The sequence below is a fragment of the Amycolatopsis minnesotensis genome (assembly GCF_039529815.1).
GTDB lineage: Bacteria > Actinomycetota > Actinomycetes > Mycobacteriales > Pseudonocardiaceae > Amycolatopsis > Amycolatopsis minnesotensis.
Genome location: NZ_BAAANN010000008.1, coordinates 249,962 through 269,088, shown reverse-complemented (window position 1 = coordinate 269,088; position 19,127 = coordinate 249,962). Strand labels below are relative to the sequence as shown.

The window sequence follows — 19,127 nt, the reverse complement described above, 5'->3', positions numbered from 1 at the left end:
AACCGGCCGGAAAAAGACCCGGGCAAAACGCGAATTAAATTCTGTGGCCGGTCAGGCGCTCGCCCTGTCCCGTTCCGCGAGCTTTTCGGCGAATTGCCGCCAGGTGTCCGCGCACTGCGTCGCCAGCAGCGCGACCGCACCCGTTCCGTAGTCCGGCACCGATTCCATGAGCCGCTCCAGCTCGGCGGTGGTGATCGCGTGGAAGCTGAGCCAGCGCAGCAACGCGCGCCCGGAATCGGAGAACCGCAGTGCCGGATCCTTCGAAATCTTTTCCCACAGCTGGTCGAGACCGGCACCCACCGGGTCGGCCTCCCTGGTGGGCAGCGGCCGGGCCGGGCGCGGGATCGGCTCGCCCGCATCCGCCGGAGCGAGCCCGTCCGGGATCGGGCTCTCACCGCGCTGGACGCGCCGCCGCACGTCGTGCGCCGTGGCCACCGATATCCCGGCCTCCTTCGCCACGGCGCGCAGCGACGCCTCGGGGCGCGACGAGATCACCGCGCTCGCCCGGAGCCTGCCCTCGACGCTGTTGAGCGGCCGGACCCTGCCGTCCCTGCCGATCCGGGCGTCCGTTTGCTGGTCCTTCGTGGTAGTGCTGTCCCTGATCCGCTTCACGGTCCGGGCCGCGAGCCCCGTCTTCGCCGCGATCGCACGGTCCGACCACTGCGGGAAGGACGCGAGCACCCGCATCGCCGCGGTCTCGCGCTCGGCGATCGACAGGGGCAGGCCGCGTTCGGTATTGGTCTCGACGGCGACCAGGAAGGCTTCCTCCGGTGTGCCGTCGAAGAACTGGACCTCGATCCACTCCTCGCCACGCAGCTTCGCCGCGGCGAGCCGGTGCGTTCCGTCGATCACCCGCATGGTCTGGCGATGCACCACGATCGGCGGCATCAGCGCACCGCTCGTGGCGAGCATCCTCGTATGCGCGGGGTTTTCCCCGGACAGCCGAGGCGAGTCGGCGGAGAGCAGCCTGCCGAGCAGGACCGAGGTCGTGCCGCTCCCCCGCGCCCGAGACCGCGCCTCGTCCCAGCTTTCGGAGCTGAGACCGCTGTGCGGGTCCGACGGCATCAGCCGAAATTCGTTTGACTCAGTCACTGCCCGTTCTTCCCCAGAAAATTGATATCAGGCAACAGATGCAGAGTGCCGAGGACAGCGTACGAAGAATGGCGAAGACGTTCAACGCCGGTCAGTCGTACGTTTTTCGCGACGATCGTCACAAACCCCCAGGTCCCGATCGATGAGTTCGAACAACTCGTCGTTCGTCTTCGCGCCGAGATCCGGCTCGTCTTCGGTCCCCGTCTCCCACGAAGCCAGAATGGCCCGGAGGCGCACGGCGGCGAGCACCCGGTTCTCCTCGCTCACCGCGATCTCACCGAGCGCGGCCTCGATCCGCGCCAGTTCGGCGAGCGGCCCGGCTTCGGTGACTCCGAACTCGAGCGCCACTTCGTCGAGCAGGTATCCGGCCAGCCGTTCCGGCGACGCGTGGTCGAAGACGACGGTCGCGGGCAGCCGGAGCCCGGTGGCGGCGTTCAGCGCGTTCCGGAGTTCCACGGCGGTGAGCGAATCGAAGCCGAGTTCCTTGAAGGCCCGGTCGACGCCAATCCCGTCGGTACCGGCGTGCCCCAGCACCCCGGCCGCCTTCGTGCGCACCAGTTCCAGCACCAGGTGGTGCCGGTCGCTCGCCGACAGCGGCGCGAGGCGTTCGGCCAGGTTCGGCGGCACCGCCCCTCGTCGCGCCGCGTCCGGCCGCCGGACCCGCCCGGTGGCGAGGTTCCGCAGTACCGCCGGCACCTCCTCCCCCGCGTCCCGCCGAGCCGACAGCGCGGCCCGGTCCAGCCGGATCGGCACCAGCGCCGGGTCGCCCCGCCCGGTCGCGGTGTCCAGCAGGCGCAGCGCCTCCTCGGTGTCCAGCGGCAGGAACGCCTGCTTCGCCAGCCTCCGCAGATCCGACTCCCCCAGTTCGCCGCTGATCCGGCTCCGCGCCGCCCACAGCCCCCACGCCAGCGACGACGCGGGCATACCGAGTGCGTGCCGGTGCTGCGCCAGCGCGTCGAGGAACACGTTCGCCGCCGCGTAGTTCGCCTGGCCCGCACCGCCGAAGACCCCGGAGGCCGAGGAGAACAGCACGAACTCGGCCACGTCGTCACCGGCGGTGAGTTCGTGCAGGTTCACCGCGGCGTCCCCCTTCGCCAGGAAGACTTCTTCCAGCCGTGCCGGGGAAAGCGCGGCGAACACCCCGTCGTCGGCCACCCCGGCGAGGTGGAAGACCGAGGTGATCGGCCGGTCCTTCCGCGCGGCCAGCACCCCCGCCAGCGCGGCGCGATCGGCCACGTCGCAGGCGACGACGTCGGTTTCGGCGCCCAGCGCGGTCAGCTCGGCGACCAGTTCGCCCGCGCCTTCCGCCGCCGCGCCGCCCCGGCTCAGCAGGAGCAGCCGCCGACGGCCGCGCACCTCCACCAGGTGCCTCGCCACGGCGCTGCCGAGGGTGCCGGTGCCCCCGGTGAGCACCGTGATCCCCTCGGGATCCACGGTGCGCGGCACGGTCAGCGCGACCTTGCCGACGTGGCGCGCCTGGCTGACGAACCGGAAGGCCGCGGGAGCGCGCCGGATGTCCCACACGGTGATCGGCAGCGGCCGGAGATCGCCGGCGCGGAACAACGCGAGAAGCTCGGCGAGCATCTGCCGGATCCGGTCCGGTCCCGCCTCGATGAGATCGAACGCCCGGTATTCGGTTTCGCCGAACGAATCCGGTTCCCTGATGTCGGTCTTGCCCATCTCCAGGAATCGCCCGCCGCCGCGGAGCAGCCGTGCCGACGCGTCGACGAAGTCGCCCGAGAGGGAGTTCAGCACGACGTCAACGCCGGTGGAGAACCGCTCCGCGAATTCGAGCGTCCTCGACGATGCGATGCGGTCTTCGCGGATTCCGTTGTCCCGCAGCACATCCCACTTCACCGGGCTCGCGGTGCCGAAGACCTCCGCGCCAAGGCAGCCGGCGAGCTGGACCGCTGCCATGCCGACCCCACCGGCCGCGGCGTGCACCAGAAGCGACTCACCGCGCCGGAGCCCGGCGAGATCGACGAGCGCGTAGTACGCGGTCAGGAAGGCGATCGGCACGGTCGCCGCCTCGGTGAAAGACCAGCCGTCCGGTACCACGGCGAGCACGCGCTGGTCGGCGACCGCGCTCGTGGCGAACGCACCGGATACCAGGCCGAACACCCGATCCCCCGCAGCCAGCCCGGAGACGCCCGCACCGACCTCGGTGACCACGCCCGCCGCTTCACCGCCGAGCAGGCCCGCCTCACCCGGGTACATGCCCAAGGTGTTGAGCACGTCCCGGAAGTTGACCCCCGCGGCCCTGACCTCGATCCGGACCTGCCCCGCCGCCAGTGGTTCTTCGACGCACGCGGTCAACCGGAGACCGTCGAGAGTGCCCTTGGCTTCGGCATCGAGCCGCCATGCCGGAGAACCCACCGGGACGGCGAGCTGGTCCGGCCCGTCCGACCTGCCGAGCGCGGGCGCGTATCCGGTACCGGCTCGCACCGCGAGCTGCGGCTCATCGCTCGCGAGCAGGGCACCGAGCACTCTCCAGGAACCGGCGTGCGCGTCGACGTCCAGCAGCGCGACGCGGCCGGGCTGCTCCGACTGGGCGGATCGGACGAGCCCCCAGACCGGCGCCTGCCCCGGATCGGTGAGTTCCGCACTGGTTTCCGTGGCGACCGCGCCCGCCGTGAGGACGACGAGCTTCACCGCGCCGAACCGCTCGTCCGCCAGCCAGTCCTGGACGGCGGCGAGGACGTGCGCGGTGTGCGTCCGGGCTCGTTCCCCCTTGCCGCCGGTCGCGACCGGCAGGCACAGGACCGCGACCGGCGGCGGGGGCGTTCCCGGCACCAGGGAGGCACGCAGTGCCAAGGAATCCGGGTAGCGGGAGACACCGATTCCCGCCGCGCCGAGCGCCGCGGCCACCGCCCCGGTGTCCTCGCCGAGCACCGCCACCCGCTCCGGCAGGTCGTCCGGCGGGCGGACCTCCCGCCAGTCGAGCCGGAACAGCGAATCGCCTGCCGCGGCCGGGGCGGTTCGCCATCGGACGTCGAGTTCCTCGACCTCGGCGACCGGGCCACCCGTCGCGTCGGTCACGACGAGCGTCTTGCCCGCCTTCCCCGCCGGGCCGAACCGGATGCGCAGCGCCGCCGCACCGCCCGCGTGCAGGGTCACGCCACGCCAGGAGAACGGCACGCCGCGCTCCTCGTCGGCCGCGCCCAGCGCGTGCAGGGCGGCGTCGAGCAGCGCGGGGTGAATTCCGTACCGGTCGGACTCGGCGCGCACGTGCTCGGGCAGCCCGACCTCGGCGAAGATCTCCTCCCCGCGCCGCCACACCGAGCGGAGCCCCTGGAACGCCGGGCCGTAGGCGAATCCGGCGTTCCTGAACCTTCCGTAGAGCCCGTCCAGGTCGACCGGTCCGGCACCCGCGGGCGGCCAGGCGGACGGTTCGGCGACCGGTGCGGGCCCCGCCGCGACGGACACCGTGCCCACCGCGTGCCGGGTCCAGTTCCGGTCCTCGCCACCGGTGTCCGCCCGGGAGTGCACCGTGATCGCCCGTGCGCCGGTGGCCTCGGGCGCGGCGACGAACACCTGCACGGAGCGCGCGCCCGAAGCCGGCAGCACCAGCGGTGCCTGCATGGTCAGCTCGTCGATGTGATCGCAGCCCGCTTCGTCGGCGGCCCTGATCGCCATGTCCAGCAACGCCGTCGCCGGCACTACCACGGCGCCGTCGATCTCGTGCTCCGGCAGCCAATCCACCGTGTCGCGGGAAAGCGTGCCGGTGAACAGCACGCTGTCGTCGACGGCCAGCGGCGCGACCGAGCCGAGCAGTGGGTGGCCGGCCGCGTCGTGCCCGGTCGGCGGCTGCCGGCGCGGCCAGTACCGCTGCCGCTGGAAGGCGTAGGTCGGCAGGCTCACCCGGCGGCCACCGGGGAACACGGCCGCCCAGTCCGGCGCGGTGCCGGCGGCGAACAGGGTGGCGACCGCGGCTAGCAGCGTCTTCGGCTCCGGCCGGTCACGACGCAGGGCGGGCACCGGCGTCCGCGGCCGGTCACCGGTGAGACCGGTCAACGCGGCGTCGGGTCCGATTTCGAGGAACCTGGTCACCCCGAGGCCGTCAAGCGCACCCAACCCGTCGTGGAACCGGACCGCGGCACGGACGTGGGTCACCCAGTAGTCCGGGGTGATCAGCTCAGCCGTGTCGGCGATGCGGCCGGTCACGTTCGACACCAGCGGGATCCGCGGCGGGTGGTAGGTCACCGTTTCCGCCACCGCGCGGAACTCCGCGAGCATCGGCTCCATCAGCGACGAGTGGAAGGCATGGCTGACGCGGAGCCGTTTCACCCGGTACCCCAGTCCGCTCATCCGCTCGGCGAGCGCGTCGACCGCGGCCCCGGGTCCGGAGACCACCACCGAGTCCGGCCCGTTGATCGCGGCGAGTGAGACGCTGTCGTCCAGCAGCGGGACGACCTCGGCTTCGGCGGCCCGGACGGACACCATCGCGCCGCCCGGCGGCAGGGCACCCATCAGCCTGCCGCGCGCGGCGACCAGCTTCGCCGCGTCCGCGAGCGAGAGCACCCCGGCCACCTCGGCCGCGGCGAGCTCGCCGATCGAATGGCCCAGCACCGCGTCCGGCACCACGCCCCACCCGCGCAGCAGCCTGGCGAGCGCCACCTCGACCGCGAAGATTCCCGGCTGGGCCACGGCCGTCTCGTCGACGGCTGCCGGGTCCCCGCCCCAGATGACCTCCCGCACCGGCCGTTCGAGATGCCGGTCCAGCTCGGCGCAGACCTCGTCGAGCGCGGCCGCGAACTCCGGGATCGCCGCCGCCAGCTCCTTGCCCATGCCGAACCGCTGGGTGCCCTGACCGGAGAACAGGAACGCGAGCCCGCCCTCGGTCGCGACGTCCAGCACGAGCCCGGGCGCGTCCTCGCCCCTGGCCAGCGCTTCCAGGCCCGCGCGGAGTTCCGCACGGTCGGCGCCCAGTACCACCGCGCGGTGGTCGAACCTCGTCCTGGCCACGCCGAGCGTGTGCGCCACGTCGACCGCCGAAGGTCCCGCTTCACCGTCCACATGCGACAGGAGACGGCCGGCCTGTGCGCGCAGCGCGGATTCGTCGCGCGCGGAAACCGGCCACGCCAGCAGGGGCCGTGTGGCTTCGAGGGCCCGCTCGGCGGCGTTCCCTTCCGGAGTGGCTTCTTCCACCAGCACGTGGGCGTTGGTGCCGCTGATCCCGAACGACGAGACACCGGCGCGCCGGGGACCGGAGTCACGAGTCCACGCCCGCGCCTCGGTGAGCAGTTCGACCCGTCCTGACGACCAGTCGACGTGCGGGGACGGCGCGTCGACGTGCAGCGTGGACGGCAACACCGCGTGCCGCATCGCCTGCACGACCTTGATCAGCCCGGCCACCCCGGCGGCGGCCTGGGTGTGCCCGAGGTTCGACTTCACCGAGCCGAGCCACAGCGGCCGGTCGCGGTCCCTGCCGTAGGCGGCGAGCAGCGCCCGCGCCTCGATGGGGTCGCCGAGCGCGGTGCCCGTGCCGTGCGCCTCCACGAGGTCCACATCGGACGGCCGCAGCCCGGCGTTCGCCAGCGCCGCGCCGATCACCCGCTGCTGCGCCGGGCCGTTCGGCGCGGTCAGGCCGTTCGAGGCCCCGTCGGAGTTGACCGCGGACCCCTTGAGCACGGCGAGTATCGGGTGGCCGGCCCGGCGGGCGTCCGACAACCGAGCCAGCAGGACCAGCCCGATCCCCTCGCCCCAGCCGGTGCCGTCGGCGGCGGCCGCGAACGCCTTGCACCGCCCGTCGGAGGCCAGCCCGCCCTGTCTGGCGAACTCCGCGAACGCGCTGGGCGTCGACATCACCGTGACCCCACCGGCGATGGCGAGATCGCAGTCCCGGTCCCGCAGCGCGGTCGCGGCCCAGTGCAGCGCCACCAGCGAGGACGAACACGCGGTGTCGACGGTGATCGACGGTCCCTCGGTGCCCAGCGCGTAGGCCAGCCTGCCGGAAAGCACACTGGCCGCGTTCCCGATGCCCTGGTGCCCGTCGCCCGCTCCGGGTTCGGGCAGCAGGGTCGCGTAGTCCTGGCCGTTCGTCCCGATGAACACCCCGGACCGGCTGCCGGCCAGCGCGCGGGGATCGATCCCGGCGCGCTCCACCAGCTCCCACCCGCCTTCCAGCAGCAGCCGCTGCTGCGGGTCCATCTCCAGTGCCTCGCGCGGGCTGATCTCGAAGAAGGCCGCGTCGAAACCGGTTGCGCCGCCGAGGAATCCGCCCGGCAGGCCGCCGGTGGCGCCGTCGGCCCAGCCGCGATCGGACGGGGGCGCGGTCAGCGCGTCACCGTCAGCCGCCACGAGGTCCCAGAGGTCCTCCGGGGATTCGACACCGCCGGGGAACCGGCACTGCATCGCGATGATCGCGATCGGCTCGTCGTCGGCGGATGCGCTCGCCACCGCGTGACTCACCGGTTCGCTGTCGCCGGACAGCTCCGCGTCGAGCCAGCGCGCGAGCGCGGAAACGGTGGGGTGGTCGAACACCGCGGTCACCGGCAACCGCACGCCGGTGGTGCCGGTGAGCCGGTTCCGCAGTTCCACCGCGGTCAGCGAATCGAAGCCGAGTTCCTTGAACGGCCGGTCGGACGGCACCGGGTGTGCCGGGTCGTGGCCGAGTACGCCCGCCACCGTGCGGCGCACGTGGTCCACCAGCTCGGCGCCGCGGCGCACCGGCGGTACCGGTCGATCCGCCGTCGTCTCGGTGAACCGCTGGGCGAGCCGGAAGCCACCCGAGACGGGGTACGCCGCCGCGAACCGGGCCCAGTCCACATCGGCGACGACCAGGTTCGGCTCACCGTGCCCTGCCGCGCGCCGCAGCACCTCGACCGCGGTCTTCGCCGGCATCGGCCGGTACCCGGTCCTGGCCGCTCGCACGCCGGTTTCCCCCGCCGCCATGCCCGCGCCTTCCCAAGCGCCCCAAGCGATCGCGGTCGCGGGCAGGCCGAGCCGGCGGCGTTCCGAGGCGAGCGCGTCGAGCGCCGCGTTGGCCGCCGCGTAGTTCGCCTGCCCGGCGTTGCCGAAGACACCGGCCGCGGAGGAGAACAGGACGAAGGCGTCGAGGTCCAGGTCCCGCGTCAGGTCGTGCAGGTGTTCCGCCGCGGTGACCTTCGCGCGCCACACCTCGGCGAGCCGATCCACCGTCATGGTGGCGAGCGCGCCGTCGGCGAGGACACCCGCGGTGTGCACGATCGCGGTGAGCGGATGGTCCGCACCGGCCCAGGACAGGACTCCGGCGAGTGCGTCGCGGTCACCGGCATCGCAGGCGGCGAAGCTGACTCGCGTGCCGAGTCCGGTCAGCTCCGCTTCGAGCGCTTCGGCGCCGTCCGCGGCACGCCCTCGCCTGCCGAGCAGCACGACGTGGCCGGCACCGGCGGAAGCAGCCCACCGCGCGACATGCCCGCCGAGCGCACCGGTACCACCGGTGATCAGCACCGTGCCGCCCGGCCGCCAAGCGCGGCCGGGGGTCAGCGCCACGCGCGCCAGCCGGGGTACGAACACCCCGGACGGCCGGATCGCGAGCTGATCCTCCACCGGCGCGGCCAGCAGGACGCGCGCGAGTGCCGCCGCCGCGGACCCGTCCGCCGCCGCGGGCACATCGACGAGACCACCCCAGATCCCGGGGCATTCCAGCCTGGCGACCTGCCCCAGACCCCATACCGCGGCGCTGGGGGCGGTGGTGACCTCGTCGGCCCCCGTCGCGACGGCTCGGCTGGTCATCAGCCACAGCGCCGGATCGCGATCCAGCCCGGCCAGCGCGCCGATCAGTTCCGTGGTCGAGGCGAGCGCGACCGGCACCGAACGCTCCGTCCGGTCGTCCATGCCCAGCAGCGAAACGACCCCGCGCAGGCCGGAAACGGCGACAGCGGTCACTTCGCGCCGAACCGCTTCGACACCGGCCAGATCCAGCGTCACGACCTCGGCACCGGCCTCGCGCAGCGCCGATCCGCATGCTTCGGCCCACCCGCCGCCGGCTCCGGACGACACCACGAGCCACCTGCCCGGCTCCTCCGGCGCGAATTCCTCGCCACAGGGCTGCCATCCGGTCCGGTAGGTCCATTCGTCGCCGCGGTCCGCCGCAGCCTTCGCCGGGCGCTCCAGCCAGTAGCGGCGGCGCTGGAACGGGTAGGTCGGCAACGAAATCCGGCGGGCACCGGTACCCGCGTACCTGGCCTCCCAGTCGACATCCGTGCCAGCGGTCTGCAGCGCGCCGAACGCGGCCAGCGCGGAACCGGGCTCCGGGATACCCCGGCGCAGCGCCGGAACCAGTACGCGGTCGTCGTCGAGGCATTCGGTGGCCGCGGCGGTCAGCGCCACCCCCGGCCCCACCTCCAGCATCGTGGTGACCCCGCCCGCGGCCAGCGTCCGCACGCCGTCGGCGAACAGGACCGGCTGCCGCACCTGGCGCACCCAGTAATCCGCGGTTCCCAGTTCGTCCGCGGTCACCGGGACGCCGGTGACCGTCGAGACGATCGGGATCTGCGGCGAGTGGAACGACAGCGACTCGACGACTTCGCGGAATTCGTCCAGCATCGGGTCCATCCGCGCCGAATGGAACGCGTGGCTCACGCGCAGGCGTTTCGTGTCCCTGCCCAGCGCGCGGAAATGACGCTCGACGTCCAGCACGGCGCTTTCGTCGCCGGAGACCACCACCGAGGCCGGGCCGTTGACCGCGGCCAGCGACACACCCTCCCCCAGCAGCGGCGTGACCTCCGCCGCGCTCGCCCGGATCGAGCACATGGCCGGGGCTCCGGTGGGCAGCGCCTGCATGAGCCGTCCCCTGGTCACGACCAGGCGGCACGCGTCGGGCAGCGACAGCACTCCCGCGACGGCGGTCGCGGCCACCTCGCCGACGGAATGGCCCAGCAGCCGGGCCGGCCGGGCTCCCCAGGACTCCAGCAGCCGGGACAACGACACTTCCAGTGCGAACAGCCCTGGCTGCGCGTACGCGGTGAGGTCGAGCAGGTCGCGGTTTTCGCCCCACAGCACGGAACGGAGCGGCTTGTCGAGGTGTTCGTCAACGCAGCGGGCGATCTCGTCGAACGCGACGGCGAAGGCCGGGAACGCCCGGTACAGCTCCTCGCCCATGCCCGGCCGCTGCGCGCCCTGTCCGGGGAACAGAAAGGCCAGTTCGCCTTCCCCGGCTTCGCCGGTGGTCACCGCCGGGGTCGCGGCACCGGACCCGAGCGCGGTGAGACCGGCCGCGAACTCCGCCCGATCCGACGCGGTGATCACGGCCCGGCGGGCGAACGCGGGCCGGGTCACCGCGAGCGAATAGCCGATGTCCGCCAGCGCGGCGTCCGGATTCTCGTCCAAATAGGACAGTAACGTCGCCGCCTGTGCCCGCAGCGCCGCGTCGTCCTTCGCCGAGACCGGCAGGGACAGCGGTGAAGACGTCGTCGCTGGCGCTGGCACAACGGCTGCCGCCTCGTACTGTTCGATGACGACGTGCGCGTTGGTGCCGCTGATCCCGAACGAGGAGACCCCGGCGCGCCGGGGTCTGCCCTCGGCTTCCGGCCACGGCTGCTCCTCGCCGAGCAGGCGGAGGCCGCCGTCCGACCAGTCCACCCGCGTCGAGGGCCGGTCGGCGTGCAATGTGCGCGGCAGCACACCGTGCCGCATCGCCTGCACCATCTTGATCACCCCGGCCACCCCGGCCGCCGCCTGGGTGTGCCCGAGGTTCGACTTCACCGAACCGATCCACAGTGGACGGCTCGCGCGGCCGCCGTGCACCGCCCGCAGCGCACCGGCCTCGATCGGGTCCCCGAGCGCGGTGCCGGTCCCGTGCGCCTCCACCGCGTCGATGTCGTGCGGCGCGAGATCGGCCTGTGCCAGCGCGCGGCGGATCACCCGCTCCTGCGCCGGACCGCTCGGCGCGCTCAGCCCGTTGCTGGCGCCGTCGGAGTTCACCGCGGAACCCCGGACCACCGCCAGCACCGGGTGCTCGTTGCGCACCGCGTCGGACAGGCGTTCCAGCAGCAGCATTCCGGCGCCTTCGGCCAGCGCGGTGCCGTCGGCGAGTTCGGAGAAGGCCTTGCACCGCCCGTCGGCGGCGAGCCCGCCCTGCCGGCTGAATTCGGTGAACAGCCCCGGTCTCGACATCACCGTGACCCCGCCGGCGAGCGCGAGGTCGCATTCGCCCTGCCGCAGGGACTGCGCGGCGAGGTGCAGGGCCACCAGCGACGCCGAACACGCCGTGTCCACGCTGAGCGCGGGTCCCTCCAGCCCGAGGTGGTAGGCGATCCGTCCGGAAAGGACACTCGGGGGCACACCGGTGGTGAGGTGCCCGGCGACGTCCTCCGTCGCGTCCGTCATCAGCGCGTAGTCCTGGCCGTTGGTGCCCGCGAACACCCCGGTCCGGCTGCCCCGCAGGCGGTGCGGGTCGATCAGCGCGCGTTCGACCGTCTCCCACGACACCTCGAGCAGCAGGCGCTGCTGCGGGTCCATCGCGGTCGCCTCCCGGGGGCTGACCTCGAAGAACCCGGCGTCGAACTCGGTCGCGCCGTCGAGGAACCCGCCCTGCGCGACGGCGGTGGTGCCCGCGCGCTCGCCGGAGGGGTCGAGCAGACCGGCGAGATCCCAGCCCCGGTCAGCGGGCAACCCGCCGATCGCGTCCCGGCCGTCCGCCACCAGTCGCCACAGGTCCCCGGCCGAACGGACGCCGCCGGGGAACCGGCATCCCATCGAGACGATCGCGATCGGCTCCCGCGCCGCCGACTCGACCTCCGCCAGTCGCGCGCGCGTCTGGCCGAGGTCGCCGATGACGCGCTTGAGGTACTCGCGGAGTCTGTCTTCAGTCGCCACCCGGTGCCGTCCCTCTCTCCACTGCCGGTCTTCAGGAAACGCCGAGGTCGTTGTCGACGAGGTCGAACAGTTCGTCGTCGGTCGCGCCGTCCAGCCCCTCGACGGCACCACCGGTGCCTGCTCCGGCGGCCGCGGTCATCGTGCGCAGCCGTCCCAGCAACCGGTCCCGCTCCTCCGCCGCCAGGTCCACATCGGACAGACTCGCGGCCAGCCGGTCCAGCTCGCCGAGCAGCGCCTTCGCGCCGGGTGGTTCGATCGCGAGCTCGCCGAGCAGCCACTTCGCCAGTGCCACCGGTGTGGGGTGGTCGAACACCACGGTCGCGGGCAGCGTGCGGTCCACGACCGCGCCGAGCCGGTTGCGCAGTTCGACCGCGGCCAGCGAGTCGAACCCCAGCTCGCGGAACGCGCGCACCCGGCTCACCTCGGCCACGTCTTCGTAGCCGAGCACGTCGGCGACCTGCGCCCGGACCATCGCCAGCGCCGCTTCCTCGCGTTCGGCAGGCGGGAGCCCGGCCATCCGGTCACGGAACGACGGGCCGTTCTCCGCGTCGTCGTCCTCGGCCGTACCCGGCCGCACGCCGGGAAGGCCGGTGAGCAGCGACCCGAGGCCGCTGCCGGTGCGCGAGGCCGCGAACCGCGCCCAGTCGACGTCCGCGATCACCACGAACGGGTCCTCGTTCTCCAGCGCCCGCTGCAGCGCCACCAGTGCCGCCTCCGGGGCCATCGACGGCAGGCCACGGCGGTGCAACCGCTGCTCCACGGTCTCGTCACCGAGCCCGTGCCCGGCCCAGTGCCCCCACGCGATGGAGATCCCGGGAAGCCCGGACTGCCTGCGCTGCCGCGCGAGCGCGTCCAGGAACGCGTTCCCCGGCGCGTAGTTGCCGTGCCCCGAACTGCCGAACGTCCCCGCCACCGAGGAAAACAGCACGAAGTTCTCCAGTGGCAGGCCCTCGGTGAGCTCGTGGAGGTTCTTCGCCGCCTCGGCCTTGACCCGCAGCACCTGCTCCATCTGCTTGACGTTCAGCGTGTCGATCAGCCCGTCGTCCAGCACCGCCGCGGTGTGCACGACCGTCGTGAGTGGACAGTCGGCGGGTACGGCGTCGAGCACCGCGGCGAGCTGCGCGCGATCGGCGGCGTCGCAGGCCACCACGCTGACCTCGGCCCCGAGTTCGGTGAGTTCCCGCACGAGATCGGCCGCACCGGGCGCGGCGGGGCCGCTGCGGCTGGTGAGCACGAGCCGGTCGACGCCGGTTCGCGCCAGCCAGCGCGCGACGTTGGCGCCGAGCGCGCCGGTCCCGCCGGTGATCAGCGCGGTACCAGACGGCCGCCAGGCACGCCGGGGCGCCAGGCCACCCACCGGCGCCGGCACGAGCCGCCGTGCGAGCAGGCCGTCGCCGGAAAGCGCGAGTTCGTCTTCGTCGTGTTCGCCGAGCAGCGCCGCGACGAGCTGGTTCCGGCCGCGTTCGCCGTCCGCGCGGGACAGTTCGACCAGCCCGCCCCACCGCGCGGGATGCTCCTGCCCGATCACCGGCCCCAGCCCCCAGAGCAGGGCCTGCTCCGGGCGCACCACCGGGCCACCGGCGGCACCGTCGGTCGCGCACCACAGCGGTGCGCCCACTCCGGCGTCACCGAGTGCCTGCACCAGCGCCACCGTCGCGCTCGCACCACGCGGGACGACCGGGTGCTCCGGGTCCGGCCGGTCGTCGAGCGCCAGCAGCGACAGCACACCGGTGACCTCGGCACCGTCCAGTGCCTTGGCGATCGCCGACGCGAGGGGCGCACGCTCCTCCAGGCCCGAAACCTCAAGCACCTGTGCGGTCACACCGGCTTCTTGAAGCGCCAGAACACTTTCCGCCACCCGGTGCGGCTTCGCCTCGCTGTCCGGGACCACCACGAGCCAGTGGCCCCCGGCGGCGATCGGCGGCGGGGTGATCGGCACCCAGTCCACCCGGTACCGCCATCCGTCCACTTCGGACGCACCCGCGGTGCGCCGGTACCAGTCGGCGAGCTTCGGCAGCACCGCGCGCAGGGAGTCCCGCTCCTCGTCCGTACCGAGTTCGAGCGCTAGTGACAGCGCCCCGGTGTCCGACGCGCCGACCGCCGTCCAGAACTCCGCCGCCGAGGCGTCCCCGGGCCCTTCGGCCTTCGGCGCCTCCAGCCAGAACCGCTTGCGCTGGAAGGCATAGGTCGGCAGTTCGACGCGGCGTGCGGCGGGGACGTCCCATCGCACCGGCACCCCGCGGACGAACACCTCGGCCAGCGAGGTCAGCATCCGGTCGAGGCCGCCGTCGTCCCGCCGGAGCGTCCCCGCGGCCAGCACCGCGGTACCGGCCGCGGCCGCGATCTGTTCGATCGCGAGGAGCATCACCGGATGCGGGCTCATTTCGAGGAAAACGGTGTACCCGTCGCCGAGCAGCGCCTCGGTGGCCCGTTCGAACAGCACCGGCTCCCTGGTGTTCCGGTACCAGTACCCGGTGTCCAGCTCGCTGGTGTCGATCGGCTTTCCCGTCACCGTCGAGTAGAACGGCACCGTGGTGGCCCTCGCCGGAATCTCGCCGAGCACCGCGAGCAGGTCCGCGCGGACCGGGTCGACCATCGCGCAGTGCGTCGGAATGGTCGCGGCCACCCGCTTCGCGCGGATCCCGTCCCGCACGCACCCGGCCACGAACTCGTCCAGCGCCTCGTCGTCGCCAGCCACCGTGAGCAGGCTCGGCGCGGTGATCCCGGCCACCTCCACCCGTCCACCCCACGCCGCCAGCCGGGCGCGCGCCGCCTCCAGCGGCAGCGCGACCGAGGCGAGCGCGCCCTTGCCCACCAGGTGTTCCCCGAGCACCTCGCTGCGCAAGGCGATCAGCCGCGCGGCATCGGACAGCGCCAGCGCGCCCGAGGCGTACGCCGCCGCGATCTCACCCTGGCTGGTACCGACCACGGCGTCCGGCTCGATTCCCGCCGAACGCCACATCGCCGTCAACGCCGACATGACCGTGAACAGCACGGGCTGCACCACGTCGAGCCGGTCCAGCGACGGGGCTCCCGGCGCGCACCGGAGCACGTCGAGCGGGGACCAGTCGAGATGCGGCTCCAGCGCCCGAACGCAGGCGAGGACCTCCTCCCGGAACACCGCGGAAGAGTCCAGCAGCGCCACCGCCATGGCGGTCCACTGCGAACCCTGGCCGGGGAAGACGAACACGGTCCGGCCGCGCGGGCCCGCTTCGCCGCGCACGGCACCACCGGCCGCCCCGCCGGCGAACGCGTCCAGCCCGGACAGCAGCCGATCGCGATCGGAGCCGACGAACACCGCCCGGTGGTCGAACAGCGCCCTGGCGGTGAGCAGCGAATGCGCCACGTCGGCGGCGCCTGCCCCCGGATCGGCCCGGAGGTGTTCGGCGAGCCTGCCCGCCTGTGCGCGCAGTGCCTGTTCCGTCCTCCCGGACAACACCCACGGCACGGCGCCGGTGACCTCGCCGGAAGCATCGGGTAACTGGTCCGGCGCCTGCTCGACGATCAGGTGGGAGTTGGTGCCGCTGATCCCGAACGAGGAAACCGCCGCCCGGCGGGGGCGGCCGGTCTCCGGCCACGGTGTCTGTTCGGTCACCAGGCGGACCGCGCCCGACGACCAGTCCACGTGGTGCGTCGGTTCCGCCGCGCGCAGGGTGCGCGGTACCACGCCCTTGCCCAGTGCCAGCACGACCTTGATCAGCCCGGCCACCCCGGCCGCGGCCTGGGTGTGCGCGATGTTCGACTTCACCGAACCGAGCAGCAGCGGGCGTTCCGCCGGGCGCTCGCGGCCGTAGGTCGCCAGCAGTGCTTCCGCCTCGATCGGGTCGCCGAGCCGCGTGCCCGTGCCGTGCGCCTCCACCACGTCCACATCGGACGGTGCGAGGCCCGCGTTGGCCAGCGCCTGGCGGATGACGCGCCGCTGCGCGGTCCCGTTCGGCGCGGTGAGCCCGTTCGACGCGCCGTCGGAGTTGACCGCGCTGCCGCTGACCAGCGCGAGCACCGGGTGCCCGTGGCGGCGGGCGTCGGAAAGCCGTTCGAGCACCACGAGACCGACGCCTTCGGCGAATGCCGTGCCGTCGGCACCCGCGCCGAACGCCTTGACCCTGCCGTCGGGCGCGAGCCCCTGCTGGCGGCACAGCTCCACGAAGATGCCCGGCTCGGCCATCACGGTCGCGCCACCGGCCAGCGCCAGCGAGCATTCGCCTGCCCGCAGCGACTGGCAGGCGAGGTGGACGGCGACCAGCGAGGACGAACAGGCGGTGTCCACGGTGACCGCGGGGCCGTCGAAACCGAACGTGTAGGCGAGCCGTCCCGAAGCGACGCTCCCGGTGGTCCCGGTCAGCACGTAGCCTTCGAGGTCCGGGTCGGCTTCGTGCATCCGGGGGCCGTAGTCCTGCGTCATGACGCCGGTGAACACGCCGGTCTGCGAACCGCGCAGGGTCGAAGGCTCGATTCCGGCGCGCTCCAGCGCCTCCCAGCCGGTCTCGAGCAGGAGCCGCTGCTGCGGGTCCATCGCCAGCGCTTCACGCGGGCCGATACCGAAGAACGCGGCGTCGAACAGGGGCGCGTCGTGCAGGAACCCGCCTTCCCGCACGTACGTCCGGCCTGCCACCGCCGGATCCGGGTCGTAGGTCGCGGCCAGGTCCCAGCCGCGGTCCTCGGGGAACGGCGTGACCGCGTCGCCGCCGTCGGCCATCAACCGCCACAGACGTTCCGGGGTATCCGCACCGCCGGGCAGGCGGCAGCTCAGCGCCACGATCGCGACCGGATCGCCGCCGCCGAACGCCTGCGCCTCCGGTGCCGCCGCGGAGGCTTCCCCGCAGATCTCCGCGACCAGCCGCTTCGCCGCCGATTCCGGTGTGGGGTGTTCGAAGACCAGCGTCACCGGCAGGGCGATCCCGGTCGCGGCGCGCAGCCGCGTCGAAAGCTCCATCGCGAGCACGGAGTCGAACCCGAGGTCGCGGAACGGCTGGGTGGTTTCGATCCGGTCGGCCCGCTTGAGCACGCCCGACACCTCGTCGACGACCAGCGACAACGCCAGCTCGTACCGCGCGCCTGGCGAGGCGGCGACGATGGCGTCGGTGAACCCGTTGGGGCGCTCTTCGTCGCGCTCCGCGTCCGACGGCCAGACGACGGCGGGAAGACGCACTCGCGCGCCGCCGTCGAAGAAGCCGGAGAAGTCGACCCGGACGCCTTCCGCGTAGGCCTCGGCCATGGACGTCAGCAACCGGGCCGAAGCGTCCTCGTCGCGGCGGAGCGATTCCAGCACCGTGCCCGCCAGTCCGCAGTCGTCGAGGGTCTCCCGTACGCCCATGGTCAACGTCGGATGCGGGCTCACCTCCACGAAGACGCGGTGCCCCGCCTTGGCCAGCACCCGGATCGTCTCGTCGAAGCGGACCGTGCTGCGGAGGTTCCGGCACCAGTGCCCCGCCGAGAGCACGCTCGCGTCGACCCGGCTCGCGGTCAGCGTCGAATACAGCGGGATCGTCGCCACCCGCGGCCTGATCTCGCCGAGGTCGGCGGCCAGCCGGGCGGTGATGCGGTCGATGTGCCGCGAATGCGCGGCGAGCCCCACCGCGATGGCCTTCGCGCGGACGCCGGCCGCAGCGCATTCGTCGAGCAGTTCGGTGATGGCGTCGCTGTCCCCGGACACGACGCCCCAGCTCGGGCCGTTGACCGCGGCCAGCTCCAGTCTGCCCCGCCACTTTTCCAGCAGCGGGCGCAGTTCTGCCTCCGGCAACGAGACCGAGGCCATGTCGCCCTGCCCGCTGAGCAGCGCCTGCGCGCGGCTCCACAGCACCACGACCCGCATCGCGTCGGCGAGCGCCAGCCCGCCCGCGACGTAGGCCGCGGCGACCTCGCCGAGGCTGTGCCCGACGACCGCGGCCGGTCGCACGCCGCGCGCCTGCCACAACGCGGCCAGCGACACCATGACCGCGAACAGCGCGGGCTGCACGATGTCCGGCCGGGTGAGCGACGGCGCGCCGTCCGCGCCCTCGATCACCGCGCGCAGCGACCAGTCCGCGTGCCGGGAGAGTTCGGCCTCGCAAGCCGACATCTCCGCCGCGAAGACCGGCTCCCGGTTCCACAGGTCGACCGCCATGCCCGCGTACTGCGAACCCTGGCCGGGGAACACGAAGACCGCGCTCCGCGCCGCGGCCGTTCCCTTGATCACCCCTGGGCCGTGGCCTCCTTCCGCGAGCTGCGAGAGCCGTGCCAGCAGTTCGTCGGCGGTCGCACCGAGAAGCACCGCGCGGTGGGGCAGCTCGCTCCGGGTGGTGGCGAGGGTGTGCCCGACGGCCGATACCGACCAGTCCACCTCACCCAGCCGGTCCCGCACCAGCCCCGCCTGTGCGCACAGCCCGGCCTGGCTCCGGCCGGAGAGCACCCAGGGCACGACGGCACCGTCGCGGTGCTGCTCGCCGAGCGCCGGAGCCGCCGGTGCGGATGCGATCACGAGCACGTGCCCCGAGCCGTCGGCAGGCACCACCACCGGGTTCCGCTCGCCGACCTGCCGCGAGGCCGCGCACAGCTCCGCGAGGCCGAGCACGGACGGCGCACACGGGTTCGCCTGGCCCATCGCACTGGCCTCGTCCTCCCGGACCACATCGACGAGGCAGTAGCACAGATCGCCGTCGTCGACCGCGTCCGGCAGGCGCTTCAGGACGAGGAACCCGCCGAGGGCGTCCGGCAGGCCGAACTCCCCCGCCAGCGCGACGTCGGCCCGGCCCGACCGCAACTCCGCGGCGGCCACCGCGATCGAGCTCAGCCCGGGAAATCGCTGGGACACAAGCGTTTTCGCGGTCCCGTGCACCCCGAGTCCGGTACGCACCCGCTCGGCCGCGTCCACCAGCGCGCCGGCACCGGGCAGGGACACGGTCACCGCCACCCGGCCGTCCACCAGCCGTCCCGGCACTACACCAGCGTCTTCCACCGCCATCCACGCGAGTGCGCTACCGGACCAGGTGCCGACGTCGAACGGGAACGGGTTGTCCAGGAGTCCGGCCGAGACGCCGATCACCGCGATCGCTTCGGCGCCGTCGGCAGGCAAGGAAGATGTTGTGTGCACGCCAACCCCATAGGTTTCGTATCGAAAAGCGAACCTGGACCGTATTTGGCCCCGAAGGTGAATTCCGGGAACCCGGACGGCACAGAAATGACGGCCGGATAGAGCACGCGTGAATCGCATCGGCCCACGTCAGCGAGAGCGAGACGATCGGAAGCAAAGCCGCTGC

Annotated in this window: 2 protein-coding genes and 1 pseudogene; all 3 read right to left on the bottom strand. The window is 73.2% G+C overall.

The window, feature by feature from the left end; all coding sequences use genetic code 11:
• Positions 1-51 precede the first annotated feature (51 nt).
• Positions 52-1,092, bottom strand: coding sequence for a ParB N-terminal domain-containing protein (locus tag ABD256_RS12715; protein WP_344417126.1), 1,041 nt, complete (start codon positions 1,090-1,092; stop codon positions 52-54).
• A gap of 81 nt (positions 1,093-1,173) precedes the next feature.
• A pseudogene (locus tag ABD256_RS12710) lies at positions 1,174-11,883 on the bottom strand (SDR family NAD(P)-dependent oxidoreductase); the annotation flags it as partial.
• 40 nt (positions 11,884-11,923) lie between these two features.
• On the bottom strand, positions 11,924-18,961 hold the full coding sequence (locus ABD256_RS12705; RefSeq protein WP_344417121.1) for a type I polyketide synthase: 7,038 nt from the start codon (positions 18,959-18,961) through the stop codon (positions 11,924-11,926).
• Between the last annotated feature and the right edge of the window lie 166 nt (positions 18,962-19,127).